Annotated in this window: 37 protein-coding genes; 5 read left to right on the forward strand and 32 right to left on the reverse strand. The window is 72.4% G+C overall.

The annotated features are described in order from the left end of the window. Positions 1-160: 160 nt before the first annotated feature. Complete coding sequence (locus tag AC07FJ_RS31175; RefSeq protein ID WP_479052544.1) at positions 161-823, forward strand: hypothetical protein; 663 nt, start codon at positions 161-163, stop codon at positions 821-823. 140 nt (positions 824-963) lie between these two features. Here the strand turns inward: AC07FJ_RS31175 and AC07FJ_RS31180 are convergent, their stop codons facing one another. From AC07FJ_RS31180 to AC07FJ_RS31215, 8 genes are all read right to left on the reverse strand, one after another. Further along, positions 964-1359: a hypothetical protein gene (locus AC07FJ_RS31180; protein WP_479052545.1), complete on the reverse strand. Its 396-nt coding sequence runs from the start codon at positions 1357-1359 to the stop codon at positions 964-966. A 182-nt stretch (positions 1360-1541) separates the two neighbouring features. After that, on the reverse strand, positions 1542-1811 hold the full coding sequence (locus tag AC07FJ_RS31185) for a hypothetical protein (protein ID WP_479052546.1): 270 nt from the start codon (positions 1809-1811) through the stop codon (positions 1542-1544). Further along, entirely contained in the window at positions 1811-2059 is a 249-nt protein-coding gene (locus AC07FJ_RS31190; protein ID WP_479052547.1) for a hypothetical protein, read from the reverse strand. Before AC07FJ_RS31190 ends, AC07FJ_RS31185 begins: the two co-directional genes overlap by 1 nt. A 2-nt stretch (positions 2060-2061) precedes the next feature. After that, on the reverse strand, positions 2062-2649 hold the full coding sequence (locus AC07FJ_RS31195; RefSeq protein ID WP_479052548.1) for a hypothetical protein: 588 nt from the start codon (positions 2647-2649) through the stop codon (positions 2062-2064). 46 nt (positions 2650-2695) lie between these two features. Continuing rightward, complete coding sequence (locus tag AC07FJ_RS31200) at positions 2696-3064, reverse strand: hypothetical protein (protein WP_479052549.1); 369 nt, start codon at positions 3062-3064, stop codon at positions 2696-2698. A 39-nt stretch (positions 3065-3103) separates the two neighbouring features. Continuing rightward, the gene (locus AC07FJ_RS31205) at positions 3104-3280 is read right to left on the reverse strand and encodes a hypothetical protein (RefSeq protein ID WP_479052550.1); all 177 of its coding nucleotides are present in this window, start codon (positions 3278-3280) and stop codon (positions 3104-3106) included. A 124-nt stretch (positions 3281-3404) separates the two neighbouring features. After that, positions 3405-3566: a hypothetical protein gene (locus tag AC07FJ_RS31210; RefSeq protein WP_479052551.1), complete on the reverse strand. Its 162-nt coding sequence runs from the start codon at positions 3564-3566 to the stop codon at positions 3405-3407. Between the two features lie 152 nt (positions 3567-3718). After that, positions 3719-4015, reverse strand: a complete 297-nt coding sequence (locus AC07FJ_RS31215; protein WP_479052552.1) for a hypothetical protein — start codon at positions 4013-4015, stop codon at positions 3719-3721. Positions 4016-4245: 230 nt separating this feature from the next. Here AC07FJ_RS31215 and AC07FJ_RS31220 point away from each other — a divergent pair, with 230 nt between their 5' ends. After that, positions 4246-5190, forward strand: coding sequence for an ATP-dependent DNA ligase (locus AC07FJ_RS31220; protein ID WP_479052553.1), 945 nt, complete (start codon positions 4246-4248; stop codon positions 5188-5190). 247 nt (positions 5191-5437) lie between these two features. Here AC07FJ_RS31220 and AC07FJ_RS31225 read toward each other — a convergent pair whose 3' ends face one another. Genes AC07FJ_RS31225 through AC07FJ_RS31250 form a run of 6 tightly spaced genes read right to left on the reverse strand, consistent with a single transcriptional unit; the run spans position 5438 to position 8905 of the window. Further along, on the reverse strand, positions 5438-6049 hold the full coding sequence (locus AC07FJ_RS31225; protein WP_479052554.1) for a bifunctional DNA primase/polymerase: 612 nt from the start codon (positions 6047-6049) through the stop codon (positions 5438-5440). Then, positions 6033-6971: an adenine nucleotide alpha hydrolase family protein gene (locus AC07FJ_RS31230; protein ID WP_479052555.1), complete on the reverse strand. Its 939-nt coding sequence runs from the start codon at positions 6969-6971 to the stop codon at positions 6033-6035. The genes AC07FJ_RS31225 and AC07FJ_RS31230 overlap by 17 nt, the downstream gene beginning before the upstream one ends. Continuing rightward, entirely contained in the window at positions 6968-7768 is an 801-nt protein-coding gene (locus AC07FJ_RS31235; protein WP_479052556.1) for a hypothetical protein, read from the reverse strand. The genes AC07FJ_RS31230 and AC07FJ_RS31235 overlap by 4 nt, the downstream gene beginning before the upstream one ends. Before the next feature lie 20 nt (positions 7769-7788). Beyond that, positions 7789-8313, reverse strand: a complete 525-nt coding sequence (locus AC07FJ_RS31240; RefSeq protein WP_479052557.1) for a hypothetical protein — start codon at positions 8311-8313, stop codon at positions 7789-7791. Next, positions 8310-8687 carry a hypothetical protein gene (locus tag AC07FJ_RS31245; protein ID WP_479052558.1) on the reverse strand — a complete coding sequence of 126 codons (378 nt, stop codon included), beginning with the start codon at positions 8685-8687 and terminating at the stop codon, positions 8310-8312. Before AC07FJ_RS31245 ends, AC07FJ_RS31240 begins: the two co-directional genes overlap by 4 nt. Beyond that, positions 8678-8905 (reverse strand): hypothetical protein, encoded by a 228-nt coding sequence (locus tag AC07FJ_RS31250; protein WP_479052559.1) that lies wholly within the window; start codon positions 8903-8905, stop codon positions 8678-8680. The genes AC07FJ_RS31245 and AC07FJ_RS31250 overlap by 10 nt, the downstream gene beginning before the upstream one ends. Positions 8906-9135: 230 nt before the next feature. Here AC07FJ_RS31250 and AC07FJ_RS31255 point away from each other — a divergent pair, with 230 nt between their 5' ends. Both AC07FJ_RS31255 and AC07FJ_RS31260 read left to right on the forward strand, forming a co-directional pair. Beyond that, entirely contained in the window at positions 9136-9732 is a 597-nt protein-coding gene (locus AC07FJ_RS31255) for a MarR family transcriptional regulator (protein ID WP_479052560.1), read from the forward strand. A 68-nt stretch (positions 9733-9800) separates the two neighbouring features. Beyond that, positions 9801-10001: a hypothetical protein gene (locus tag AC07FJ_RS31260; RefSeq protein ID WP_479052561.1), complete on the forward strand. Its 201-nt coding sequence runs from the start codon at positions 9801-9803 to the stop codon at positions 9999-10001. A 244-nt stretch (positions 10002-10245) separates the two neighbouring features. Here the strand turns inward: AC07FJ_RS31260 and AC07FJ_RS31265 are convergent, their stop codons facing one another. Then, positions 10246-11250 carry a hypothetical protein gene (locus AC07FJ_RS31265; RefSeq protein ID WP_479052562.1) on the reverse strand — a complete coding sequence of 335 codons (1005 nt, stop codon included), beginning with the start codon at positions 11248-11250 and terminating at the stop codon, positions 10246-10248. A gap of 231 nt (positions 11251-11481) precedes the next feature. Beyond that, entirely contained in the window at positions 11482-11982 is a 501-nt protein-coding gene (locus AC07FJ_RS31270; protein ID WP_479052563.1) for an HAD domain-containing protein, read from the reverse strand. 205 nt (positions 11983-12187) lie between these two features. Between AC07FJ_RS31270 and AC07FJ_RS31275 the strand changes: the two genes are divergently transcribed. Next, a complete protein-coding gene (locus AC07FJ_RS31275) occupies positions 12188-12439 on the forward strand; it encodes a hypothetical protein (protein WP_479052564.1) in 252 nt (83 codons plus the stop codon). 70 nt (positions 12440-12509) lie between these two features. On the opposite strand, the gene AC07FJ_RS31280 is transcribed toward AC07FJ_RS31275, so the two are convergent. The 16 genes from AC07FJ_RS31280 to AC07FJ_RS31355 form a co-directional block, all read right to left on the reverse strand. Beyond that, positions 12510-13538 carry a DNA polymerase Y family protein gene (locus AC07FJ_RS31280; protein WP_479052565.1) on the reverse strand — a complete coding sequence of 343 codons (1029 nt, stop codon included), beginning with the start codon at positions 13536-13538 and terminating at the stop codon, positions 12510-12512. Positions 13539-13564: 26 nt separating this feature from the next. Next, the gene (locus AC07FJ_RS31285) at positions 13565-15286 is read right to left on the reverse strand and encodes a hypothetical protein (protein ID WP_479052566.1); all 1722 of its coding nucleotides are present in this window, start codon (positions 15284-15286) and stop codon (positions 13565-13567) included. 157 nt (positions 15287-15443) lie between these two features. After that, the gene (locus AC07FJ_RS31290) at positions 15444-16163 is read right to left on the reverse strand and encodes a hypothetical protein (RefSeq protein ID WP_479052567.1); all 720 of its coding nucleotides are present in this window, start codon (positions 16161-16163) and stop codon (positions 15444-15446) included. After that, positions 16160-16828 (reverse strand): nuclease-related domain-containing protein, encoded by a 669-nt coding sequence (locus AC07FJ_RS31295; protein WP_479052568.1) that lies wholly within the window; start codon positions 16826-16828, stop codon positions 16160-16162. The genes AC07FJ_RS31290 and AC07FJ_RS31295 overlap by 4 nt, the downstream gene beginning before the upstream one ends. Next, positions 16825-17628: a hypothetical protein gene (locus tag AC07FJ_RS31300; RefSeq protein WP_479052569.1), complete on the reverse strand. Its 804-nt coding sequence runs from the start codon at positions 17626-17628 to the stop codon at positions 16825-16827. Before AC07FJ_RS31300 ends, AC07FJ_RS31295 begins: the two co-directional genes overlap by 4 nt. A 24-nt stretch (positions 17629-17652) precedes the next feature. Continuing rightward, positions 17653-18213 (reverse strand): DUF1643 domain-containing protein, encoded by a 561-nt coding sequence (locus AC07FJ_RS31305; RefSeq protein ID WP_479052570.1) that lies wholly within the window; start codon positions 18211-18213, stop codon positions 17653-17655. After that, on the reverse strand, positions 18210-18944 hold the full coding sequence (locus AC07FJ_RS31310) for a hypothetical protein (RefSeq protein ID WP_479052571.1): 735 nt from the start codon (positions 18942-18944) through the stop codon (positions 18210-18212). Before AC07FJ_RS31310 ends, AC07FJ_RS31305 begins: the two co-directional genes overlap by 4 nt. A 33-nt stretch (positions 18945-18977) precedes the next feature. Beyond that, positions 18978-19355, reverse strand: coding sequence for a hypothetical protein (locus AC07FJ_RS31315; RefSeq protein WP_479052572.1), 378 nt, complete (start codon positions 19353-19355; stop codon positions 18978-18980). Beyond that, positions 19352-20443, reverse strand: coding sequence for a hypothetical protein (locus AC07FJ_RS31320; protein ID WP_479052573.1), 1092 nt, complete (start codon positions 20441-20443; stop codon positions 19352-19354). The genes AC07FJ_RS31315 and AC07FJ_RS31320 overlap by 4 nt, the downstream gene beginning before the upstream one ends. A 14-nt stretch (positions 20444-20457) precedes the next feature. Continuing rightward, positions 20458-20802: a hypothetical protein gene (locus AC07FJ_RS31325; protein WP_479052574.1), complete on the reverse strand. Its 345-nt coding sequence runs from the start codon at positions 20800-20802 to the stop codon at positions 20458-20460. Between the two features lie 217 nt (positions 20803-21019). Continuing rightward, the gene (locus tag AC07FJ_RS31330) at positions 21020-21898 is read right to left on the reverse strand and encodes a hypothetical protein (protein WP_479052575.1); all 879 of its coding nucleotides are present in this window, start codon (positions 21896-21898) and stop codon (positions 21020-21022) included. A 74-nt stretch (positions 21899-21972) separates the two neighbouring features. Continuing rightward, a complete protein-coding gene (locus AC07FJ_RS31335) occupies positions 21973-22470 on the reverse strand; it encodes a hypothetical protein (protein WP_479052576.1) in 498 nt (165 codons plus the stop codon). Further along, positions 22470-22925 carry a hypothetical protein gene (locus AC07FJ_RS31340; protein WP_479052577.1) on the reverse strand — a complete coding sequence of 152 codons (456 nt, stop codon included), beginning with the start codon at positions 22923-22925 and terminating at the stop codon, positions 22470-22472. Before AC07FJ_RS31340 ends, AC07FJ_RS31335 begins: the two co-directional genes overlap by 1 nt. Before the next feature lie 88 nt (positions 22926-23013). Further along, entirely contained in the window at positions 23014-23808 is a 795-nt protein-coding gene (locus AC07FJ_RS31345) for a hypothetical protein (protein ID WP_479052578.1), read from the reverse strand. A 70-nt stretch (positions 23809-23878) separates the two neighbouring features. Further along, on the reverse strand, positions 23879-24256 hold the full coding sequence (locus tag AC07FJ_RS31350; protein ID WP_479052579.1) for a hypothetical protein: 378 nt from the start codon (positions 24254-24256) through the stop codon (positions 23879-23881). An 88-nt stretch (positions 24257-24344) separates the two neighbouring features. After that, positions 24345-24614 carry a hypothetical protein gene (locus tag AC07FJ_RS31355; RefSeq protein WP_479052580.1) on the reverse strand — a complete coding sequence of 90 codons (270 nt, stop codon included), beginning with the start codon at positions 24612-24614 and terminating at the stop codon, positions 24345-24347. Positions 24615-24728: the final 114 nt, after the last annotated feature.

The following is a 24728-nucleotide window of genomic DNA, read 5'->3' on the forward strand; positions in this document are numbered from 1 at the left end:
CTGCCATGCGGTCGTCGTGCAGCCGCCACTGGTAAGCGGTGGAGGTGGGCTCAGGGCGCCGCTGGACGGCAGACTCCGTGGCCTGTGGCGTTGTGCAGGCCGGCCCGCGAATCCGCCGATTTCCGCACGCCTGATGATCTTCGGATGCGATTCTGCGCGGATGAGAGATGCACACCGGGTGGGAATCGTCGCGGCCTGGGCGGTCGCCGCGGTGGTGGCGCTGTCGGGCTGCGCCGGCGGCGGCACGGCAGACGCGAAGGAGTCGGGGTCGCCGTCGGCGAGCACGGCCGCGGCGGAGACGAGCGAGCCGCCGGCGGCGCCGTCGACGCCGGAGGAGGAGTTCAACGCGATGGTGCTGGGCACCAGCTTCTACTTCGACGGGCAGGGCACCGGCTCGGCGGCGGACGCCATGCAGCGGTACTGCGAGCTGCTGGACGAGCCGGAGATCGAGGGGGTGTCGCCGGCGCAGTGGCTGGCGGAGAAGGAGCTGACCAAGGAGGACGCCGAGGCTGTGCTGCAGGACGGCGTCACCCGGTTCTGCCCCAAGCACGCCAAGACGCTGAAGGCCGCCGTGGACGGCACGTACAAGCGGTGGTTCACCGATGGCACGTACGAGGTCGGCCCAGGGCCGGAGCAGATGCCGGCGGGCACGTACCGGACGACCGGGGCGCTGCGGGAGTGCTACTGGGAGCGGACCTCGAAGTCGGGTGAGGTCCTGGACAACCAGTTCGCGACGTCGGCGCGCGAGGTGCGGGTGACGGTACAAGCCGGGGACGGGCAGTTCACGACTCGGTCGTGCGGGTCGTGGCGGCCGGTGTCGTAGCGCGGGCCAACAAGGAGCGGGCCCCGGAGGGCGGGTGCCTCCGGGGCCCGTGGGCGGCGCCGCTTCAAGCGGCGGGCGCGGTTTTGGCACCCCCGTCGGCCCCGCGGTGAGGGCCGCGGGGCCGGGGGGCTCGCCTCTGCTCACCACTTGATGGCGGGGGCGAGGGTGCTGTGGAAGTGGTCGGCGATCTGGGCCAGGTGGTAGGCGGCGGCCTGCCGGGCGACCTGGTCGGTGATGTCGGCCAGGGGGTTCTTGGTTGGGGTGTGCGGGTGCGGGCCCGGCGTGAAGTCCAGGCCGGTGCACATCACCGTGCCGGTCAGGAACCAGTCGCCGATGTGGAGGCCGGTGAGCCCGTAGCCGCTGGTGTCGCCCGGCCGACCGAGGCTGATCGTGACCGCGTGCCGGTCGGGCAGGCCGTAGTAGGCAGGCTTCACCAGGATCTGGTCGTCGTCGAAGGTGTACAGGGCGTGGCCGACGTCCTTGAAGAAGCCGATCCGGGCGGTGGTGCCGTTGTCGAAGGCGGCCAAGGTGTGCATGGTCTCCCCCTTGGGGTGTTCGGGCTTGTCCCTACCCCAGAACTATACAACGCCTCGTTGTAAGGTGTGAAGTGGGTTTGGTGATCTTCTTCGGGCGCCCCCGCCGGCGCACGGGCGGCTGGCCCCCCGAACGCGCCGACGCCGCCGAGCCAGGAGGCGCGGCGGCGTCGGGAAGGCAGCGGTCAGTGAGCCGTACGCGGCTTCCTGGCGCGCGGGGCCGGGTCAGGGACCGGCGCCCAGACCGGCTGGCACACCTCGATGTGCCCGTCGGCCTTGCTGCCGTCGCCGCGTTCGGCGAAGTGGCGCTTCCAGAAGGACACCCGGCCGCGGGCGGTGCCGGGCTTGTCGTACGGGCCCTCGTACGCGGTGACGGTCTCTCCGTCCGCGTAGGACTTCACGATGACGGCCCGGTAGAGCCTGGCGTCCGGCGCCATGCCGATACCGCGGGCCACTACGCCTCCTGCTGCTCGGTCGCGCGCAGGAGGAAGGCGACGGCCTGCTTGGCGGAGAGGTGGCCGTTCTGCGCGCGGACCTCGCTGCGGAGGCGTTCGGCCGCTTCAGTGTGCCCGTGCTCGGCGAGGAGGTCGGCGGCGTGCCTGCCGTGCGTGATCCGCCGTTGCTGGGCAGCGTCGTAGACCAGCTTGGCGGCCGGGTTGGCGGCGAGCTGCTCCTCGGTCACGGGCGTGTTCGTACGAGCCATGTTCAGGTCCTCGGGGTCGTGGTGTAGGTGGGGCGGATGTCGTCGTCGGGCAGGCCCCAGTGCACGGCGAGCGCCTCCACCGCCCAGGGCAGCTTCTTCGCCGCGGTGAGGAACTCCTCGTTCAGCGAGAGCACGGCGTAGTCGGCGCTGGCGTAGGTGGGCACGAGGCGGACCAGGCCGCCGACGCCGTAGTCGGGGAAGGTGACCTTGTCGGTGAACTCCTCAGCCGGGCCGTGCGGTTCGACGATCGCCTTCGTGGGCGGCAGGTCGACGGTGGCGATGAGCCCGCAGCGGGCGGCGGGGCGGACGGTGAAGCCGACCGCCTCGAGGCGGCGGGTCCACTCGGCGTTCAGCGCCGTGTGCTCCGCGACACGCTTGGCGGACTGGTCGCATGGTCCTCGGTGGTCGAGGAAGACCACGATGTTCTTCGGGTCCCGGCCGAAGCCGTACGCCGGGTGCCCGGGGGCCTGGTCGAGGGCGTGGTCGGCCAGGCGCATCCGGTAGCTCCGCTGGTTGCCGGCCGCGGGCGGCAGGATCAGCGCAGTCGACGTGGGCGTGAGGTCGCTGGTCTGGGTCGGGGCTTCGGTCACTTCGGTCGCTCCAGGGGCCGTGGCGTCCGGGGACTGGCGGGGCGGTTCACGCCGCTGCTGCGGCTGCGCCCGCCGCCGAGGAGCCGTGGTCGCTGCAGACCAGGGACAGCGGTTCGCCGTCCTTGGGCAGGTCCAGCTCGCTTTCCTGCCGCTTGCCGCACAGCAGGCAGGTCAGGGCCACGGTGCGCACCATGCGCAGAGCCCGGACGTCCGTCGTGCCCGGCAGGGTCAGCGGCTGGGGGAAGCCCGCGAGGGTCAGGACGGCGAGCGGGAACCCGGGGACGAGCATCTGGTCGCTCGCGTCGACGACGGTGAGCGGGACGTCCGGCGCGTAGGGGAAGGCGAACACGTCCCCGGGGCGCAGTTCGTGGGCATGGACGGGCCGGGTGAATCCGACGGTGATGACGGTGGTCATGGCGGGCGTACTGCCTTCTGTACGGGGAGCGTCGGGTGGTCAGGTGCGGTCGGCCTCAAGGGCCAGGCAGCGCAGGGCGGCCTTGTCGAGGGCGCGGACGCGGCGGCGGAGGTAGCGCTTGCCGCCGTCGACGCGGGCCTCGTTGCGGAAGCGGTGAAGTCCGGCGGCGCGTCCGCGGAGGCTGACGCCGCGGCTACGGGGCTTGCGACGGGACATGCGGTTCTCCCTGCTGTACGGGGTGGGTACGGTTTGACAGTAGCTCCAAACCCAATACGTAAGCAACGGGCTTAGAGGGGGTACGGAGGCGAGTGATCGCGGCCGTCAGCGGCGGCGGCCCCACCTAGGACTTGTCCGCCCCGCCAGGGCTGTGGATCTTCCGGGCCTGCATCCGGTAGTCCTCTCGCCGGTCGCCAGGGAGCTCATCGAAGGGCAGGGCCTGCCGCTGAGGGTTGAGGAAGGCGGCGCCGGCGAGCGCCCGCGCCAGTTGCTCGACGTGAACCATCGCGGGCTGACTGCCAGATGCCTCCGGTGCCACGGGCTCGCCTGGCTGGTTCTCCGAGGGCTGGGTCACGATCTCTCCGAAAGGTGTCGGGCGGCCGGGCCGGCTGGCCCGGCCGGTGGTTCTGCCACGGTGGGGTGGTTGCGGCCAGGGAATTACGCGGGGCCGGACCCGGCGCTCTGGCCATGGGTGTGGCAGCGCCAGCGAGCGCTGTAGCGCGAGTGGTAGTGGTCGCGGGAGACCGCGACGATGGACAGCTGAGCCTGAGCGGCGCGCGCGAGGTCGATCGGCGTCGGGTTGAGGTGCTGGTGCGCCTGTGCGGGCGTGGCCAGCACCCAGCGGTCGGCCACGGCAGCCACGTGGGCAACGACGCAGCCGCAGGGGCGGCGCTGCAACCAGATGCAGTCGTTGAGGGGGATGGTCTGGCCGTCGGCGGTGCGAATGTCCCGCATCGGTGCCTCCTCGACGGTGAGCTGTCGGCATGTCGCCAGGGTTCTTCGTAGTTCGACGCTACCCATAACCCAATACGTAAGCAATGGTTTGGCTGGGTTGCTGGGAACGCCTGCCGCTTGTCTTCGGGGGTCGGCAGAAGCTGATTGCCCGGCAATCAACGCGTACGTGTGCGGCGAGGTCAGGCCGGCGCGGGGCGCGGGCTTACGCTGAGACCCAGCTGGAGGTTCGTGTGCCGCCGTTCACCCTGCCCGCCCCGCTCGCCCTGGCCCGTGCGGTCGACGCGGTGCCCAAGGGCCCGGGCTGGTCGTGGGAACCGAAATGGGACGGCTGGAGATGCCAGATCCACACCAGCACCCGCCGGGTGTGGAGCCGCCACGGCACCGACCTGTCCCGCGCCTTCTCCGACGTCGGGGAGGCCGCGGCGCTCCTGGAGGACGCAGTCCTCGACGGCGAACTGGTCGCAGTCCTTGAGGACGGCACCGGCGTGGCCTTCGACCGCCTGCAGTCCCGAGCGGGAGGCCGCGGCCCGCGGCGCGGCGCCGACTTCACCGTCCACGTCGCTCTCTTCGACGTCCTGGCCGTCGGCGACACCGACTGGCGCCCCCGGCCCTACGCCGAGCGGCGCGTGGAGCTGCAGCGGCTCCTGGCCGGCGGGCCGTCCGTGCTGCGGGCCGTCCCGGCCACCGAGGACGCCGACCAGGCGCTGGCGTGGGTCGGTGCGCTGGCCGGCGTGGAGGGCCTCGTGGGGAAGAGGACGCAGGGACGCTACGACGGCGGTCACCGGGCGGACTGGGTGAAGTGGCGTCAGCGGCACACCAGCGAGGCGGTGGTGATCGGGGTGACCGGCGCGTCCCCGGCCGCGCAGGCCCTCGTTCTGGGCCGGCCCAGCGGAGGGCGGATGCGGGCGGTCGGGGTGAGCCTGCCTGTGGGGGACCATCTGCGCCGCACCATGGCGCCGCTGCTGCACGCGACCGGCTCCGGGATGCGGGAGCTGCCCGGCACGGTGGGCGGTCTGCCCGGGGCGGACCCGGTGCACTACCTGCCGGTGGTGCCCGAGGTGGTGGTGGAGATCGAGGTCGACCAGGAGCGGCTCGAGTTCGGTCGCTACCGGCACCGCCCCCGCGTCCGCCGGGTGCGCGGCGACCTGACGCCCGACATGGTCGAGGGCACATAGGGACCTGGAGGCGGTGCACCCGGCCAGCTCGACGCATCGGTCGGTGAAACACGGAAGGGCTCACCTCGCGAGCGGTGAGCCCTTCATGAAGCGGTCCGGGACTCCAACCCGGTCCCCAGCCCCGAAACCCTCCACCGGGAAGGCCAGGGGGTCCGGCTCGCGCGAGTCCGCTTCACCGCCCCGTGGGCCCCGGGGCGACACCACAACAATACAATGCATCGTTGTAGGGAGTCCACGGAGTTCACCATCACGACGTCGTCGTCAGCCAGGGCGGCGGGGGCGCCAACTCGCCGTCGTGGAGGACGTCGTAGGCGCCGTCCACGGTGACGCAGCCGGCCGCCGGAACGTACGAGCCGTCGCACCGGATCTCGACGTGCCAGGCGAGCGGGCCGGGCGCGGCCGGCGGGCACGGCTTGGGGTGCGTGAAGTAGTACTGCAGCCGCCCGCCGGGTCCGCACACGCTGTAGGTCTCCACCGGCAGCCGCTCCCGCTGCCCGTCGAGGAGCACGGCCAGGACGTCGGCCCCGTCGGTGACGCCGGCCAGTCTGAAGGGGTCCGGCGGCTGCTCACCCGGCCGGGCAGGCGCGAGGTCCAGGACGAGCAGCCCAGAGGCGCAGGGGACGACGCCGACGTTGTACGGGCCCGTGTCCCAGCAGCGCACGATCCGCCAGGTGTTGGTGGTGGCCCGGGTCTGCCAGTCCTGGACGGCCGGTTCCGTGGTCCCGGGGCGCAGCGGGAAAACCCGCCATCCGCGGGCGGCGGCGGCCAGGGCCGCCGCCTTCAACGCGCTCCTGCGGTCGCCGGCGTCGGCCCGGCCCTGGTGGCGGCGTGCCGGGGCCGCCTCATCCGTCGTCGTCACCGCGGCACCCCCAGGGCGAGCAGCCGAGTTCTTCGGTCTCCTCGTCGGCGAGCTGTTCGAAGAGGTCTGTCTGGCGGGAGGCCCACTCGGCCTTCGTCACGCGGTCGATCGGGGCCTGGTCGAGCGGCACGCGGGAGCGGTGCAGGAAGGCTTCCCCTCGCAGCGGCTTCCCGCTCGAGATGGCTCGGGCGTAACCGCGCCGGATGCGCGCGTCGAAGTCGACGGCCTGGGCCCACTCCCCCGGCCGCTCGTCGCGCATCCTCCTCCAGCGGGCGTTGCTGGTGTACGGGCAGCCGATGCAGGCGCTCTTCGGGGTCGAGGCGAAGCCCCGGGCCGAGAGGTAGCGGACGCAGTCCGCGCGCGTCCATCCCACCGCGTAGCGGGGACTGGCCCCTCCGGGGAGGAAGAGCAGGGGGTATTCGATCTTCATGTACTGCACGTCGACGTCGGCCCGGGCCGCCCGCCAGGACTCGTCGGCGCTGTAGCCGACCCACTGCTCGACGTAGACGCCGGGCGGGACGCGCTGCGGGTGGGGGTACCCGAGCAGGTCCCGGACGGCCTGTTTGATCGGCTTCAGCTTGTACTCGTCCGTGCAGGCACGTCGCAGCATGCCCTCGCCGCCCTCGGCTCCGCGGATGTACAGCGGCATCTGGGCATAGCGGGCCTGCGGGTCGAGGGCGTCGCCGCGGATGCTGCCGGCGCGGACGCGCAGGATCGGGATGCCGGCCGGGGCGGCCACCTCCTTCTCCAGCCGGTCCAGGTGGTCGTAGACGTCCTCGGGCTCCCACCCGGTGTCCGCGAAGACGGCCGCGTCCAGCTTGGGGAGGCGGCCCTCGGCGGACAGCAGGAGCAGCGTGGTCGACTGCACCCCCGCGCCGAGGGAGAGGATCCTCGGCGCGGTGTACGTGCTGGCGGTCGTCATGCCGCGGCTTCCTCCTGCTCACAGCGCAGCTGGGCGAGGGTGAGCCGGTGTGTCTCGCCCTTGCGGACGCGTTTGAGGATCGACACGTCCTTGCCGAGGAAGGCGCGGATCTCTTCCTCCTGCTGCTCGGCGCGGGCGTACCGCTCGGGGAAGGTGGTCAGCAGGTGCTTCCACTGCTTCTGGCCCGCCCTCACGCAGGCGCCCCCGCAGTTGTTGTGCTCGAAGCCCATGCCGTACAGCCGTGGCGGCTCCAGGCCCAGAGAACGCAGTTCGTCCAGCAGCTCGGCCTTCGTACGGTCCGGGCCCTCCAGGAGCGGGAACTCCACCCGCCACGGTGCCCAGTTCCGCACGATGGCCTCGGTGCGGGGCCGGTCCTTCTTCGTGGGCTCGATGCCGACGTACGCAACGGACGTCTCGGGCGGCGCGTGCTTCTCCATCCAGGTGCGGCAGGGGATCTGCTTCAGGTGCCGGGTGCACACCGCGAGGCGGTCGTTGCCCAGGTAGCGCACGTCGTGGAACAGCTCCCAGGGGGTCCGGCCGTCGGCCACCTTGGTGAGGGGCACTCCGATCAGGTCCGAGAGGTCCTGGCTGAAGCGCCACAGGTCCTCGTCCTCGACCTGGGTATCGGCGATCAGCAGGGTCATCGAGTCGGGTCCCACCCGCTCGGCGACTCGTACGGCGGACAGCGCAGAGCCGACTCCCCCGCTGAACTGGACGACGTGGTGGGTGATTTGGTCCGCCCGGACGCTCGGCGGGGCGGGCGGGGCGGTCGAGGTCGGCTTGTCGCCGGCGGGCATGGCAGGGCTCCGTTCGAGGTTCAGCGGTCGAAGGTGAGGGAGGGCGCGAGGCGCAGGTCCTCGCCGGGGCGCAGCGGGCGGCCGGTCTCCAGCAGGTGATTCACCGAGGCGGGTGAGACCCAGTCGTAGGCGGACCAGTCGTCGGCCAGGGTGGTGTCGCAGCCGCAGTCGCAGTGGTAGGGGGCGACCAGGAGGAGGTCGTCGGCACGGCGGACGTCGCAGCCGTCCCACGGGAAGCCGTCGGCGAGCTTGACGAGGGGGCCGTCGGCGGCCGTCCAGGCCGACGCCTGGCAGGGCTGGCAGCCGCAGGTGCCGTCGACCGGCTGGGGCGTGGCCCAGTAGGGGTCGGTGAGGTGCTCGGCGGTCACCAGGCCGTCGGTGCCGGGCACGACGAAGCCAGGGAAGTCAGCGAGGACCGTGTCGCCGAGGCGGACCTCGCCGGCCCGGACGACCCGGGCGCGGTCGAGGTCGGCGGCCTGGACGGCGGCGTAGTCGCCGCCCGTGGGCCGGGGCGGGATCCACACCCGGTACGGGATGCCGTTCACCTGTCGCCCTCCGTCAGGTGGCGCAGGTCGATGGCCCAGCCGACCTGGCGCCGGGTCGCGAGGTTGATGACGCCCGGCATGTAGCCGTCCCGGCAGGGCCTCCAGTTGTGCAACCGGTGGGCGTGCAGGGCAGCAATCAGGTCCAGGGCGAAGGCGCCGTGCGGGGCTTCCGAGCGGAACACGGGGCTCTCGTGGCCGGGGCGGCCGTCGGTGACCTGGCAGTAGAGGCGGACCTCCTCCTGCCCGGTGGCGACGTTGAGGAGGAGCAGGGCGGTGTGGACCGGGCGGGTGCCGCCGGGAAGCCCGGCGGCGATCAGGTCCCGCAGCCGGTCGGTCACCAGGACCTCGGCCTCCTGGGCGGCGGTCAGTCCCACTTGCGGACCCCGCTCTCCAGCAGGCGGGTCATGTACTCGCGGTCCTCATGCGGGCTGTGGCCGCAGGTGCCGATGACGCGGCCGTCGGACCCGTTGGTGATGGTCAGGTACTTGCCCTGCTTGAGCTGGTCGACCGCGTAGGCAATCCCGGCCTCCGTCTGTTCGTGCGCGACCCGTTCGGCTCCGGTCATGTTCTCGGTGGCGGTGTTCGTCGTCATTCCGGCCCCCTTTCGGGCGGGGTGTCTGCGTCGTCCACACGTTAGGCGAAACCCAATACGTAAGCAATAGCTGTGAAACCGGGTTTGATCTTGACTCGTGGGGCCTACCAGAGCGTTCATGGAGGTGCCCGGGGAACACCGCGAAGCGCACGCGCCACGGGCACCCGCAGCACCAGCTGCCCCCGGCCGGGGAGCTCCCGAATGCCCAACTCCGAGGAAACGAGGACGAGATGACCACCACCCAGGCCCCGGCCGAGCTGACGCCCTCCCAGACGAAGGCCCTCGCCGCCCTCACCGAGCACCCCGGCGCCACCGCCTCCGAGATCGCGACGTACGCCGGGATCGGCGGCTCGACGGCGGGCAAGGCCCTGACCGCCCTGGAGAGCCACAACCTCGCCTACCGCGAGCTGGGCGAGCGCAACGGGGCGCGCAAGACGGCGGACCGCTGGTACCACCGCCCGGCCGACGCCGAGTCCGAGGCCGAGCCGGAGGCCCAGGACGCCGCCACCGAGACTCCGGCGAACGCCACCGCCCCGATCGACACCGCGCCCGAGGCCGCCCCGGAGCCGGAGGTCCCGGCGGCTGCGACCGAGGCTCCGGCCGAGGCGCCCGCCCGCAAGCGCCTGGGACGCGGCGACCTTCGCCAGATGGTCTACGAGCACCTGGAGGCCCACCCGGCCGACGAGGTCGGCCCCTCGGGCCTCGCCAAGACGCTGGGTCGCAGCGCCGGAGCGATCGCCAACGCCCTGGCCAAGCTCACTACCCAGGGGCAGGCCGAGCTGGTCTCCGAGAGCCCGCGCCGCTACCGGCTGGCCGGACAGGCGTAACGGCCCGAACCACCCGGGGCGCCCGCCGCACGGCGGGCGCCCCTTCCCCGATCCGAAGGGAGCACCCGATGGCACGCATGCTCGCCAAGTCCACCCCCCGCCACGCCGGCCCCGCCTGCCGTTACGCCGGCCGCGGCTGCACCTGCTACTACTTCGTCCCCGGCGCCCTGACCAGCTCCCGCCTGCGCTCCCGGTACCGGACGCTCGAGCGGCGGAGGGCCCGGGCAGCCGAGAAGCGGGCCTGGCGCCGTACCGTCCCCTCCCACTGAAGCCGCCGACGGGCCGGGCGCCGCCCACGCCGGGCGCTGTCCGGCCCGCCGTCGCGTCCGGGCGCGGCTGCGGCCAGGGGCCAGACCGTGCCCGCACAGGCCCCCGCACGGGCCTGCGGCGAGTCTCCGGCAGCGCCGGGCGGACATGGGCCGGCAGCGTTCCCACTGGTGCGGCCGGCCAGCACCGTGGCAGCAACGGGCCGGGGCCCGCGCACCTTCGGCGTGCAGGCCCCGGCCGGGCGCGTCACCGAGCGAGGACGAAGACCTTCTCCCCGCCGATCAGCGGGGCGTCCTCGGGCCCGGCGATGTACGGGCTGATCCAGATCGGCTTGTGCGCGTTCCGCGAGGGGTACCACTGGTTCTTCCAGTGGCCCCGTACGACCCAGCGATGCTGGTACTCGCGGGTGCCGGGGCGCTCGGCCGGGTCGGCTCCGCGCTCGGTGCGGGCCCGGCGCAGCCGGATCATGCGGACCTCGGTGCCGTACGCGCGGTCGAGGCGCTGGATGCGCCGCCGGGAGGCCCGGTCGGCGGCCACACGTTCGCTCGTGGCCAGTGTCTGGCCCATCAGGAGCCAGGTGGCCTGGATCAGCCGCAGGAGGGCGACGTCGCCCTCCGGGGTGTCGCTCAGGTCGGGCAGGCCGGGCTCGATCAGCGTGGTGCGCTGGTAGGTGAAGCCGTGGATGGGGTGGATCGCGGCCATCTGGCCCGGAGCGACGTGCGCGAACTTCGCGCGCAGCCACGCCTCGTTCTCCGCTGGGTCTATGCCCGCCATGAACTGGGGCAGGGCGGCGTCGACTTCGTCGAGGTACTCGCGGGTGCCGCTCCAGTAGTCGATGGCCAGGTGGCCGAGCCAGGGCCCCCAGGTGACGAGCCGGATGGGCTGGTTGCCCGCTGCCTCGTAGCGGATCGGCGGGTCCTCGAAGGCGAGCATGCCGACCGGGGCGGGCAGGTCCTCGGGGCGCATCTCGTAGTCGGTGAGGCTCTGCGCGGCGTGGTGGGCGAGCGCCGTCATGTCGCTGGTGACGTAGAAGAGTTCGGCGGTGCGCAGTCCGGCGGCCGTCCGGGCGGCCAGGGCCTGGGGCGTGGTGACGCCGGGCGGCAGGAGGTCGTCGTAGGAGGTGCGCGCCTGGGGGCCAAGCATGCAGTGCAGCCAGTTGGCCATGCCGTCCCGGCCGCGGTCGGCGGCCCAGGCGGCAAGGTCGGCGCGGACCTCGGGTATTTCGCGGGCGGTAGGAGTCGTGACGGCCATGGCCGTCCCCCTTTTCAAGATCGGCAACATCGGGGTGCCGTGACATTGGCGTGGGTCGCCGAACGACATCCAGCGGTGTGCGCGATGTGGCCGTCTGCCGTGGGAGAACTGGGCGCATGCCTCCTACCGGGCGAAAGGCTGGCCCTGGCCGGCGGGACTCGTACGGCCCGGCCGGCCCCTCGTTGCAGCCGATGCCGGCCGGGCCTCATGCGTCCGGCCGGCCGGGTGGGGTCAGGCCGCCGTAGCCGTGCAGTGGGCGGCGAAGGCGGCGAGCGTGGCGAAGTCGTCGTCGTGCAGCCCGTGCCGGGGATCGACGCGGTGCAGCAGTGCCGGGGCCTGGTGGTGGGCGGCGACGTACGCACGGTCGCGGTCGGAGATCTCGTCGTCGACCCAGCAGAACGCGCGGTCGCCCGCGTACGCCAGGAGCGGCTTCGTCTTCCAGTGCAGGCCGTCACCGCCGTCGGCGACGCCCAGCGCGTCGCCGAAGTCGATGTACGGCAGGTCCGGTAGGCCGAGCACGGGGGCGATGAAGTCGCGGGCCTCCCCCATCCAGGTCGTGGCCCAGACCAGGTCCAGGCCGAGGCCGAGGAGGGAGGGCCCGTGGTCGGGGTTGAGCCAGACCCGCAGCGGCTTGACGTACGCCCGGGGCTTGCCGGGGTACTGGGCATACAGACTCGGCGGCTTCATGCGGTGGGTGGTGTACCCGGCGGGCCGCTTCTCCGGCTTGGCCATCCAGGGGTTGAGCGGGCCGTCAACATCTAAGAAGCACAACGGCTTCACGGCTCTCTCCTCCCACGTTCTCGCTGGTCAGGTCCTGGACCATAGCGTCCGAGCGGGCTGGCGGTCCTCTCCTTTCCTCCTCGAATCGATCTTGACTTTACAACGCTACGTTGTATTGTTGGGGGCGTAGAGAACGACGCCCACCGAGGAGGGGACCATGAAGACGGCAAGCGCGCTCGACCTGGCCAGGAGCGAGATCCTGCACCACTACGACGCCCTCTACGGCGAGGCTTACACCACGGCCACCGCCCTCACCGACGCGGTGGTCACCGCCGCCCAGAGAGGCAGCCAGAAGGAGCTGGACTCCGCCAGGTCGGAGTTTCACCTGCACTACGACGCCATGTACGGCGAGGACTACGAGCACCTCACCGAGCTGCTCGACGCCCTGGTCGCCGCCGCCACGGCCTGACGGCACGGCGTCACAGCGCCCCCGGTGCCCGCCCAAGGCGCCGGGGGCATCGTCGTTGTGGGGCGCGTTGTCAGGCGGTGCGGTGCCCGGCGAGCGTGGCCGGCCGGACGGTGCCGGGGCCGAACCGGTGGTTGGCCCGGTCGATGGCCGTCTCGACGCGGCGGACGTTCTCCTCGGTGCGGTCCAGGGAGATCTGTTCGGTGACCTGGTCGGCGTCCAGGAGCTGCTCGGCGCGCACCGTGACGGCGCGCACGCGGGCCCGCTCGAGGTGCAGGCCGTTGAAGATGCGGTAGGCGCACTCGCGCAGGTCGACGTCGTGCGCGGTGGCGGCCGGCAGCTTGCGGGAGCGGGTGAGCAGGGACCGGTCGGCGAAGCGCAGCTGCAGCTGCACGGCCGTGGCGGCCTGGTCGCGCTCGCGCAGCCGGGCGCCGATGGTGACCACCGCGTCGAGGATCGCGGCGCGGATGACGTCGCTGTCCAGGACGTCCCAGTCGAAGGTGCGGCTCTCGCCGGTGGAGCGGGGCAGCACGGTGGGGGTGACGCGCCGGTGGTCCTCGCCGCGGGCCCGCTCCTGCAGCAAGCGGCCGTCGCGGCCTCCCAGGAGGCGCTGGGCGGTGGCGGCGGGCACGCCGGCCAGGAGTCCGATGGTGCGGATGCCGTAGTCGCGCAGCGTGTGGGCCTGGCGCCGGCCGACGCCGTACAGGGCGTCGATGGGCAGCGGGTGCAGGAAGGCGGCGACCGCGGCCGGGTCGTCGGGGATGACCCGGATGCCGCCCGGGCCCGGGCGGGCGGAGGCGGTGGCGGCCAGAGCCCAGTTCGCGGCCACGCCGATGTGGACCTCCACGCCGGTCAGGGCGATCGCGCGGGTGCGGATGATCTGGGCAAGTTCGGCCGGGCTGCGCCGGTGCAGGCGCAGGACGCCGGCGACGTCGACGAGCGCGGCGCCGGGCGGGATGACCTGCACGACGGGCGAAATGGGCTCGAGGACGTGGAGGACGGCGCGGTACTGCGCCTCAGGGGTGCCGGGCGGCACGCGCAGGTGCAGCACGGTGGCCCGCCGGTCGGCTTCGTCGCTGGGGTGCGGTGCTGACGTGCTCACCCTCCCCAGCTTATCGAAAGTGTGTTCTAGTTGGTTCGGGTGTTGGTGAGGTGGGGGCCGACGTAGCCCACGATCACCAGCCCGGAGGCATCCTTCCCGGCCAGATCGTCCAGGAAGTGGATGCGCGGGCAGAGGTTCCCCCGCCCGGCGAGCTTGAGGTGGGCCTGCATCTCCGCCCTCTCCCCGCCGACCGTGGGGAAGATCCGCTCGTGGCCGTGTTCGCGCATGGTCCTCGTCGACTCGGCCATCGCTACCTGGTTCACCGGATAGACCCGGGCACCGGCGGGCGGGTCCTGGCAGAACTGGCGGAAGCCCCCGGCGAACCCCTGCAGGCGGTGGTCCGCGTACGAGTTGAGGGCAGACAGTCCGCTCCACGCCTTCGCCACCCACGTTCGGGCCTCGGCGTGCTCGTCCAGGCCGAGCGCGATCCGCCGGTCGGCGGTGACGCGCAGGTGCTCGAAGGTGCCCAGGCGGGCCCACAGCTCCTCGAACGAGGCCGGGATGGCGGGCAGCGCCTCGGTGGCCTCGGCCAGTTCGTCCCAGCGACCCTGGCGCATGAAGAGCCTGCGGAACCTGTCGTTCTCGGCCTGGGCCCGCTCCAGAGCTGCCAGGGTCAGCAGGTGGTCCTCCATCTCGGCCTCCCGCTCGGCGACGGCGGCCTGCAGTTGCTCGGCCAGGGAGGCGTTCGCCTGCTCCGCGAGCCGCCGGGACCGTCCCTCCTCCTCGAGCTGGTCACTGGCCAGCTCCAGGAGCTCGGTCAGCACGGTGACCTCCTCTCGCAGCGCGCTGTCCGCCTCGCTGGACCGCTGGGCCGGGACCGCCGCCTTGGCCTTCGCCATGGACTCCCGCCGTTCCTGGCGTTCCCGCTCCCCCAGGTCCGGGAAGGACACGGCGCGCAGGACGGCCGGCTGGGGCATGGCGAGGGCCATCCGCTGCACCGTGCGGGCCACACCGTGCCAGGTGCGATCGCCGTGGTCGGCCCAGCGGGCCAGGGCCAGCCACCGGTGGCGCGCGGCGTCCGGTTCCCAGGCCGGATCGACGTCGGTGAGGAAGGTACGCACGGCGCCGGGGGCGACGCGATGGTGCTCGCCGATGGCGTCCCGGAAGGCGTCGACCGCCTCGGCGTCCCACAGCACGTACAAGGAGGCGTCCCCGGCGGCGCTCCGCATCGTCTGGGCGACCCGCTCGGACCACAGCGGGTCCTGCTGCAGGGGCCGCGCGGCGACGATGGTCGGGAGCGTGCGGTCCGGGTCGCACAGCACGTCGACGAGCCGGGTGACGTTCTCCGTCGTGACTCGCAGCCCGTTCACGGTCAGTCGTGAAAGGCCGTCGTTGAGCTCCAGTTCGCGTACGAGCGCCTGCACGAGCCGGGGCTTGCCGGACCGCGGCTGGCCCGTGCCGTGGGGGAAGCACTCCAGGTCGACCCGCACCGCGCCGGGATACTCCTGCGGCCGGACGGCGGTGACCGTGGTGCGCCAGGTGGCCTCTTTCGTGTCCTGCCGCAGCTCGAGGCGCGTCGCGTACTCGGAGCCGTCCGTGGCGTACGCGGCGTGCGACGTGAGCAGGGAACCGTCGTCGAGGGGATGGTGGCCGGACCCGAGCGGCACCGGCCGACGGTACTTCTCCTTCAGCCACGTACCGAAGACGCCGCGGACGATGTCCAGCAGGTCGCCGTCTGCGGCACCGGCGGCGCGGTGCGATACGGGAAGGACCGATCGGTAGACGAGCGTGGTGACGGGGTGAGTCATCGGGGCGCCTCCAGGGTCGGCATTCTGCGTGGTGCACAACTTAGGTAAAACCCAATACGTAAGCAATATCTTTCCCCCTGGTTTTGATCTTCCTGTCGGGCCCGGAAACGGCTGTGGGCCGCCCGGGGAGGGCGGCCCACGTCGTCGGCAGTTGCGGTCAGGGGAAGGTGTTGTCCAAGAACTCGGCGAAGCGGCGGGCGGCCCGGCGCGTGCCGCGGGTGACGTCCTTGGTGACGGTGCGCATCTTGTCGGCGAGCGCGTCGGCGTGCACCAGGTTGATCTCGCGGCTGTGGTCGTTGTGTTCGCGGTGGAACTGAACGTGGCCGTTGTCGCCGACCGTGGCCTCGTGCACGGGCAGAACCTGGGCGATGCCGATGCGCCCCAGCGCCTTGCGGTTGTTCTCGAGCGCGTTGCCCACGGTGTCGGCGGCCTGCAGGACCCAGTCGACCGCGATGTTGCCGTCCGCCTCGCCGGCATGGAGGTCCCCGCTGCCGTCGAGGAAGATCTGGGCGCCCGCGGGCCAGCCGGCCCAGTCCATGACGACCACCACCAGATTGGCCGACGGCGGTACGCACAGGTGGTAGACGCGGTCCTCGTCCTGCCCGATGGGACGGGCGTGGATCAGGTGCCACCCCTCACGGTGCAGCGGGGTGAGACAGCCGGCGGTGGCGGCAGTGAGCGTGGCGTTGCGACGGGTGGTGCTGTCCGGCCGCGTCCGGCCGACCTGGCCCCCGGCGACCGCGGCGGCGCCACCGGTGAGGAGCGCCCAGCCCAGGCCGCCGGTGACGGCGCCGATGGCAGCGCCGGCCAGCCCGGTGGCCAGTCCGTAGCCAACCGTGTTGGCGGCGCGTTCGGCGCGGATCCGCGCGGCGGTCATCGGCAGTCTTCCTCGACGTACCGGGGCAGTACCCGGCCCGCCGCCCGGGCGACGGTGGCCGCCCGGGTCGGGTCCGCGGAGCCGGCCAGTTCGCGGAGCACCGTCAGCAGCCGGTCGGCCGGGACGACGCGGATGCCGTCGAGGGTGAAGCCGCCGCCGGCGACCGACGCGTTGTGCACGGCGATAAGGGGGGTTACCGGGATGCGACCCCGCCCACGGGCGCTCAGTTCATCCGTCAGGGCCTTCTCGATCTGCCGCGTCTCGAACAGCACCGAGCCGATGACCCGGGCGTAGTGCAACTCGCCGTGGAAGAACCGGCCGTTGTCGGCGCGCACAACGCCGTCGCGGCTCAACAGCTTGGCGTCGACCGTGAAGGCTCGCCCGCTCGGCGCGACGAGGAAGAAGTCGCAGTTCGCGACGTCCGCGTCGGGCACCTTCCGGTCGAAGAAGCCGTACCAGCCCTCATCGGCTAGGACGCGTACCAGCTCGGCCGTACGGCGCTCCCCCTCGGCGCCGGCGTCCCAGTTGCGGATCTCGGCCTCGGCCTCGGCGCTGACCGGGGTGGCGAAGCCGAGCAGGGCTTTCAGGCGCGGCCACCAGCCGGTGGGCTGCTGCGCGGCGCGTAGGGCGTCGGCGCGGGCCTGCGCGGAGTTCTGGGCGGTCATGCACCGGCTCCGAGCACCTCGAGTGCGTGCACCTGGTAGAGGGTGATGCCGTGCCCGCGGAACGCCGCCTTGCCGGATGCCCAGCCACAGGTGCACTCGAGCTGGGTGGCGTCCGTACTGGTGGGGCGGCTCCAGGAGGGCAGGTGTTGGTGACCGCCTGCCCAGAACTGGCCGGCGTGCTCCGGGCAGGCGAAGCCCACGGCCGGCGCGGACATCCAGCCCTCCCCGCGTGCACCGCCCTTGCCCTGCCACGCCTCGGCGAGGTCCATCTCGCGGAGGCAGCCGGGCAGGAAGCACAGACGCTTGGTGCTGCCGTGCTCCTCCCATTCCCTCCAGCTGGCGCCGAGGCCGTTGATCAGGACGGACAGCACGTCCTCGCCGAGCAGCTCGCCGAGGTCCTTCACCCCGGTGGGCTTGCTCGTGTCGGCGAAGGCTGCCTCGGCCTCCTTCTTGGCCTTCTCCGCCCATTCCGTGACGGTGGCTCCGGCGGGCTCGGCGATGTTCCGCTCGATCCACAGACCGACGCCCAGCTGGTGGGGGCCGTCCCCGTGGGGCCCGTAGTAGAACTCGGCGAAGGCGCTGCCGTACTTCGGGTCGATGCCGTTGAGGAAGTGCAACATTCGAAGAGACAGCGCAGCGAGCTGGCCTGCTGTGGCCTGCCAGCCGAAGGTGGCCGGGTTCAGGGGCAACGGGGAGGCTGTGGTGCGCAGGTACATGCGGGCCAGGTCCTCGAGCGTCTCCGTCGCCGAGGGGACCTGCTCGTCAATCTCATCCGTCGTACGGTCGGTCGTCTCGCTCACGGGAGTTGTCCTCTCGGTCGTCGGTCAGGTTCCGGGCGGCGCGTACGGCACCAGCGGGGTGTCGCCGCGCAGGTAGAGGGGGTGCAGGGGCTGCCCGCCGTCCGTGGTGCCGAAGCAGCGCAGGCCGATGCCGCGTCGCCACAGCCGGGCGGTGACCTGTTCGGCGCGGCCGTGCAGGGTGCCGTGGGCGCCCCAGGCGGCGATCACCAGGGGCGACTCGGCGACGGTGTGGTCGATGAAGGAGTCGGCGTACGCGCCGACCGGGTCCGGGTCCGTCTTCAGCGCGGCCGGGTCGGTCGCGCAGCGGGTGAAGAGGTTCACGATCGCCAGTCCGCCGGCCTGTTCGCGCCGCGCGAAGGACAGGCAGCGGGAGACGGTCGGGTCGTTGTCCCTCGCCCCCGCCGTCGAGGGGTTGAGCATCACGAAGACGACGAGCGGCCGGCTCGGGTCCCACAGCCGGGTCAGCAGATAGCGGTGGGTGCGGTCGGTGTTGAAGACGGCGGTGCCCAGGGGACGGTCGGCGAAGCCGTGGTCCTCTTCGGCAACCAGGTCCGTCAGCGGCAGGGCCGCCACGGTGGCCGTCACTGGCTGGCCTGGGGGCGGTGACGGACCTCGAACCTGTCCAGGAGTGCCCGGGCCGCGTTGCGGCTCTGCCCCCGCTCCGGCTCGGACAGCTCCGCCCAGGGCAGGTTCCAGCCCAGTGCAGCGTGGAGCTGCTCGGCCAGGTGCTCGGTGTCCACTCTCCGCTGTTTCTGGAAGTTCAGGAGGTGGTGGTGGAAGTCGCGGTTGAACCGGGCGTCGGCCAGGGCGTGGTGCTCGTCGGTGAGCTGGACCGGTGGTTCGGGGGCGTCGAGCTGACGGCGCAGGACCTCGAGGTCGGTGAAGATGCGGGGTATGCCGGGCGGCATGGCACCCCAGTCGTTGCCGAACAGGCGGTGGAGGTAGCCGATGTCGTCCTTGCCCCAGTTGGCCAGCAGCTCCGGCTCCTGCTCGCCGGGGAAGTAGGCGGCGACCTCCTCGGCGATCTGCGCGGTGGGGCGGACGTGCTGGTAGTCGGGGTGGTTCTCGTCCCAGGCGATCTGGGCCGGCGTTCCGTCGGACCATCGGGCGATCTTCACCGGCAAGTAGGGCAGGACGTGGTCGGGGATGAAGGGGTGGTCCACCAGGGCGTTGAGGTTCGCGTCGGCGTTGACCGCGTAGTACTCGCGGGTCGGGGAGCCGTTGTCGGTCAGGCCGATGGAGAGCAGGCCGGTCAGGGTCGGGTCGCGCGGGTCGAACTCGGTGTCGAGGTAGACGAGACGGTGTGCGCTGGTCATAGGAAAGGGACTCCTGGGTCGGGTCGGTGGTGGTCAGGTCCTGTGGTCTTCGAGGCGGGGTACGCCGGCGTGGAGGTGCTCGGCGCGGTCGGCCGCGGCGAGCAGCGCCAGGCCCAGGCGGCGGGCGTCGGTGGGGAACATGGCGCCGAAGTCCTCTCCCGGCGCCATGCAGTCGGGCGAGGACACATAGACCGCGGCGCTCGTCTCGGGGTTGTCGACCGTGCGCACCCACCAGGTGGGCGGGTTCTGCCGTGGCCGCACGGTGCGCTGCTGGATGACCCACTCCCACCCGGGCATCGGGTGCCCGGGCGGGTTGATCAGGGTGGGGCGCGGACGCTCGCCGGTCTGGGCGAGCGCCACGAGGTGCTCCAGTTCCTGGCGGACCTCTCGGAGGGTGAGGTCCTCGATCACAGGTGGCCTCCGTGGGTTCCGTAGCCGTCGAGCAGCTCGTGGAGCCACTTGTACTCGTGGCTGGTGGCGAAGGACCGGACCCGGGCGACCTGGGCGCGCAGGTCGGCGGTCGCGGCGGCCACGACCGCGTCGACGCGCTTCTCGAACTCGGCCGCGTCGGCCTCGGACTTGTGTGTCACGCACGCGGACAGGCGTCCGCGTGCGTTCGAGACCGTGGGCGTGGCATCGTCCGCCGTCACGTAGCCCTTGCCGTCGCAGGCGGAGCAGGCGGCGACGCCGGCCTCCTCCACCTGGGCGAGCCAGAACTCGACCTGCTGGTGCCAGTCGGCGAGCGCGGCCTCGTAGTTGTCCCCGTACACGGCGGCCGGGACCGGCAGGTCCAGGTCTCGGCTGACCAGGACCTGCACGGTGCGCCCGGACTTCAGCGGCTGGCCCCTACGCCCGGTGTTGGGGACGTACGCGGTGCGGGGCTGGTCGAAGGGGACGCGGAGGGTGACGTGGATGCCGGGCTTGTCCTTGTAGTCGACGAAGCAGTGCTGAACCCGGGGCATCTGCTTGATGCGCGCCTCGAGGTGCTGCTTGAGGCCGGGGATGTGTCCGGGGAAGAGGTGGCGGTACTCCGCGCGCTGCGTCAGCTCGGACGGAAGCTCGGCGCGCCACTGCGGCTCGTCCGGCGCCGGAGGCTGGCGGCCCTCGAGCGGCATGAACGGCCCCTCGTAGACGTGCTCCACCGGCTCCAGGTCCTCGGTGACGCTGTCGTACAGCTCCCAGTACTCGTCGTGGTCCTTCGCGCGCTCGTTCCACTCCTCGACGGTGAGCTCCGCCGGGTACCGCTCCGACAGCGCCGCGGGGTCGGTCAGCTTGTAGCCGATCGTCCGCGGGCTGGGCTGGTAGACGGCGGTGATCCGCTGGGCGTGCCGGTCGGCGACGTACCAGTCGCCCTTGGGGTCGGCGAGCGGGACCAGGCGGGTCATCGGCTCGCCGTCGGCGAAGAGGCCGCTGCGCAGTCCGGGACGGGGGTCGGGCTCGGGCAGGTAGTAGGCCCAGCGGCCGTCGGGGAGGTGCAGGGCGTAGCGGGGCAGGGTCACGGGTGCGTGGCCTTTCAGGTCGTTGCGGGAGCCGAGGCGAGGGCGGCGAGGCCGCCGCCGAGGAGCGCCAAGAGCTGGACGGTGGTGCACAGGAGCTGGAGGGCGCCGACGAGTGCGGTGTGCACGACGTAGGCGAGTACGCGGGTGGCGTCGGCGACGGCCTCGTGGGGTTCTTCTCCGCCGATGCGGCCGAGCAGGGCCACGGTGAAGGTGTAGGCCAGCAGCGCGGCGCCGGCCTGCCAGGGCAGGTTCACGCCGCGCTGGGCCGCGAAGTCGAAGACCAGGCGGCCGACGATCAGGCCACCGAGGGCCATCAGCAGCGGCACAAGGTGGTCGGTGATGCGGCGGACCTGGGTCATCGGAGCCTCCGTAGAGCGGGAAGGGGTGGCCGCGCCCGCCGGGGGGGGAGTAGCGGGCGCGGCCGGTGCGTGGCCCCCGGAAGGGGGTGGGGGGCCGTGCAGAACAGACACTAGCTGAAACCCAATACGTAAGCAACGGGTTTCATGGGTGGGGATGCGATCAGGCCGGGCCTCTGCACCGAGGCCCGGCCTGTTCTGGTCGAGGTCGCCCTGCCGCCTACTCGGTGGGCGTCCCCTCGCCCGCCACCTTCTCCAACTCGCTCAGCAGGCGGCTCAGTTCGTCACGGTGATGCCCCAGAGTCCGTACGAGCCGGGAGACCCGCTGCCGGGCGCGCTGCTGCTCGATGTACGGCTGCGCGAACGCAGCGAGCGCCTCTGCAGCCTCGTCGGTGCCGACGAGGCTCCCCCATCCGCCCCGGCCCAGCCGCCCGCCGAGCGCCTTCTCCAGCCGCTCGAGGAGTGCCAGCTTCTCCTCCACGTCCGGGCTCTGTCCGGCCACGCCTTGCTGCCGCAGCCGCTGCACCTGCGCGTGGTAGTGGGAGTCGAGTTCGTCGCGCTGGCGGCGCAGCGCGTTCACCCGCACGGTCTCGGTGTTCGTCAGGAGGGTCACCAGCAGCCCCGTCGTCAGCTGGGGTGTGCGCTGCGCCGGCTCGACCAGGACCTGAAAGCGTCGGCCGCGGGCCTTGGGCACCATCAGTCCCCACCCCTCCGGCAGCTCCTCGACCCGGGCGACGTCGGTGTTGGGCACGACCAGCCAGAACCGCGAGCTGTACGGCCACCACGCCTCCGCCTTGCCGGGGTCGCGCAGTTCGCGCAGCCAGTCGGAGCGCTGGGTCTTGACCTCGCACACGTCGATCTCGCCGCCACCCCGGGAGGCCCAGGTGGCGATATGGACCGCATCTGCCCGGCGTCCGGTCTGCCCGGGGGCGGTGACCTCGGTGAGAAACACCGCGCCGGGCAGCTCCTCCCCCGGCTTGATGAAGTGGTCGCGCAGCATCCGGGTCAGCACCTCGGTGGTGACGGCCGGGATGCCGCGGCTGGCCCGGCCGGGCTGCGCGGGGACCTGCAGGGCGGTCTGCTCGTTGGCCGCGCTCACCGGGCACGTCCCAGGGCGGTGTGCGGTAAGGCGGCCGGGTGTGGCCTGGTCATCGTGTCCTCCGGCGGTTGTCGTCAGGCGGCTGCCGCCCGTTGGCGGCGCTTGCGGTACTCACGGACGTACGTGCGGTGCGCCTCCCGGCAGGGCTCGCAGGGTTCCTCGAAGCGGCGCACGTGACGGTGGTAGGCGGCCTCGGTGCCGCACGGCTTCACTGCACGGCGGCGCTTGCGGCGGCGGCGTTCGGCGGACGCGAGGCGGCATGCCTCTCGGCACGCGGCGCAGGCCGGCTCGTCGCGGCGGCGGTGGCGCTTGTAGCCGCGCAGCGTGCCGTGCGGGAAGGTCTCGTCGTCGGTCTCGGGGGGCAGCAGATGCCGCTCGGCGACGGTGAGGAGCAAGGCGACCTGCCGGTCGGTGGCCTTGATTCCCATACGCCGAACGGCGAAGAGCATCGCGTCCAGGGCCTGGTCGTGACCGGACGTCTGCGCACCGGACGACGGCTCGGGCACCTTGGCGAGCGGCACCGGCCCGGGGACGGCCTGCTCGGAGGTGCGCTCGAGGACGGCGGTCGCCATCAGCGGTGCACCTTGCGGTCGGCGGTCGGAGCGTGTCCGGAGCACTCGTATCCGTGCTCGGGACAGGTGATGTCCTCCCAGCCCTTGCGCCAGGCGCGCTCGCTCAGCATGGCCGGCGCCCACCCGGCGGTGGGACGCCCGTGTCGCTGGAAGCCGAACGCGCGCAGCTCGGTGGTGCCCGGGTAGGGGGCCAGGCCCTCGCACCGGAAGGTGACGCCGGCGCGAACGTACAGGCGCCCGGGCTCGAAGAACTGGTCGTGGACGACGTCGTCCCGGCCGAGGTAGAGGAGCTGGGCCCCGAGGGCTTCCCGCTCCTGCGCGTCGAGGGCGAGGGCGGCAGGCTGCCCGTCGCTGGTGGTGCAAGGGATCCAGCTGGTGCCGTCCGTCTCGGTCGGCGGGTAGACGTCCTTGTTCCAGCGCAGTTCGGTCACGGTCACGGTGGTGATGTCGGGCACGGCATGGGTCCTTTCATGCGCGGGGGACGAGGACGAGTCCCGCTGCGGCCCTGGGGGCAAGCCGGGGCCGCAGCGGGAGGTTGCTGGTTCAGCCGACGCTGCTGAGGACGTTCTCGGCGAACTTCACCGCCGTTGCCCGGTCCATCTGCACGGGCCGGTCCTGGTCGGATCCGGTGCGAACGCGGTCCAGGAGGACGGCGAGGTGGCGCAGGGAGTCGGCGGCGGCGGCCATGGCGGCGTCGTCGTCCTTGGGGCGGACGATCACCGGCAGGGTTAGGCCGAGGTCGTGCACGTGCTGGCTGATGCAGATCTCGCCGTTGATCTGCTCGACCGCACCCCGGTCGACAGCCGGGTCGCCGCTCGAGGCGAAGGTGATGGTGGCCAGGCCGTGCGCTGCGAAGACGTCTATCGAGCTGGCGTCGATGCCGTCGAAGTCCTCGAGGGCGGTGGCGGCGAGGGCGGTGAGCAGGCTGGCGGTGGACTGCAGGGGCATGGTCGGAGCCTTTCGGGCACGGAGCTGGTGGTAGCGGCGGAACTGGTAGCGGGCGGCGGCCTCGACGGCGAGGGCGACGGTCTGCCACCCGCACCGTGCGCACCAGGCGACGAACCAGTCGCCGGGCCTGGCGGGGTCGTCCGGGTCGACGCGGGCGACGCGGAGGGCGTGGCGGCGGGTGGGGCGCCGGGTGAGGCGTCCGGCCCGTACGTCCTGGAGCGGGATCGCCAGGGTGGGGACGGAGCGCGTGGCGCGGGTGACCAAGATGCCCTCGGCGGCGCGAAGTTCGGCGACCCGGACCCGGAGCGGGATCCCGGCGCGGGTGGTGTAGACGGCGCGGGCACCGGGCTCGAGGTCGGCCGTCGTGAGCTGAAGCCGGTTGGTCGACATCGGGAGAAGGGTCCTTCGGTCGGCCTGGGGCCGGGCGGGCGGCCCGGCCCCAGGAAAGGGCGGCGTCCCGTCAGGCGACGGGCACCAGGAGGGCGACCAGGGCGCTCGGCTCGGTGATGCGGCGGCCGGGGCCGGTGAGGAGGGCCTTGAGGACCTCGGCCTCCATCGGGCCGTCGGTGGTGGTGAGGGCGACGAAGACCTTCAGCAGGAGGCGTACCTGATCGCGGGTCTCGTCGCTGTTGGGCGGGTTCACCCCGGCGGTGCGGGCGGCGCGCTCGAAGTCGGCCTCGGTGAGCCGCTCGATCATGGCGGGGGTGGCCTGGTCTCCGAACTCGACGAGGAGGGCCATCGCCATCTCGATCGACTTGACCAGGCGGTTGTGGGCGATGCAGACCGGGCCGGGGGTGCCCTTGGGGTACACGTGGCGGGCGGTGCGCAGAGCCGTCATGGGGGTCTCCGTTCTCGGTGAAGGTGTAGCGGGTGCCGACGTGGCTGGCGGTTCGCGGCCGGGGCCCGTGGGCCCCGGCCGCAGCCGGTCAGGCGACCGGCGGGGTGACCTGCACCCGGTAGCCGGTGGCGTGGATCTGCCGCGCCGCCGCGCGCTGGTTCGCGGCGCTGACCGGGTCGGGAAGGTTCGCCGCGTGCTCGAGGTGGAGGGCCTTCTGGCTGTCCGCGTCGGCGGTGGCCAGGGCCTTCAGCTCGGCCTCTACGGTGGCGACCTGGTTGGCGGGGACCGCGTACCGCACCGCGCCCGGCACCGTGTAGCCGTTGGTCTCGATCAGGCGCAGCTCGTGGGTGGTGGTCATCTTTGCCAGCTCCTTGGGTGTTTCGCGTGTCTTTGTCGGCACCCCAGACACTACGCGAAACCCAATACGTAAGCAACAGATCCGAGAGGGTTTCAGGCATGCGAGAGGGCGGCC

Source organism: Streptomyces sp. NPDC045998 (genome assembly GCF_056430285.1).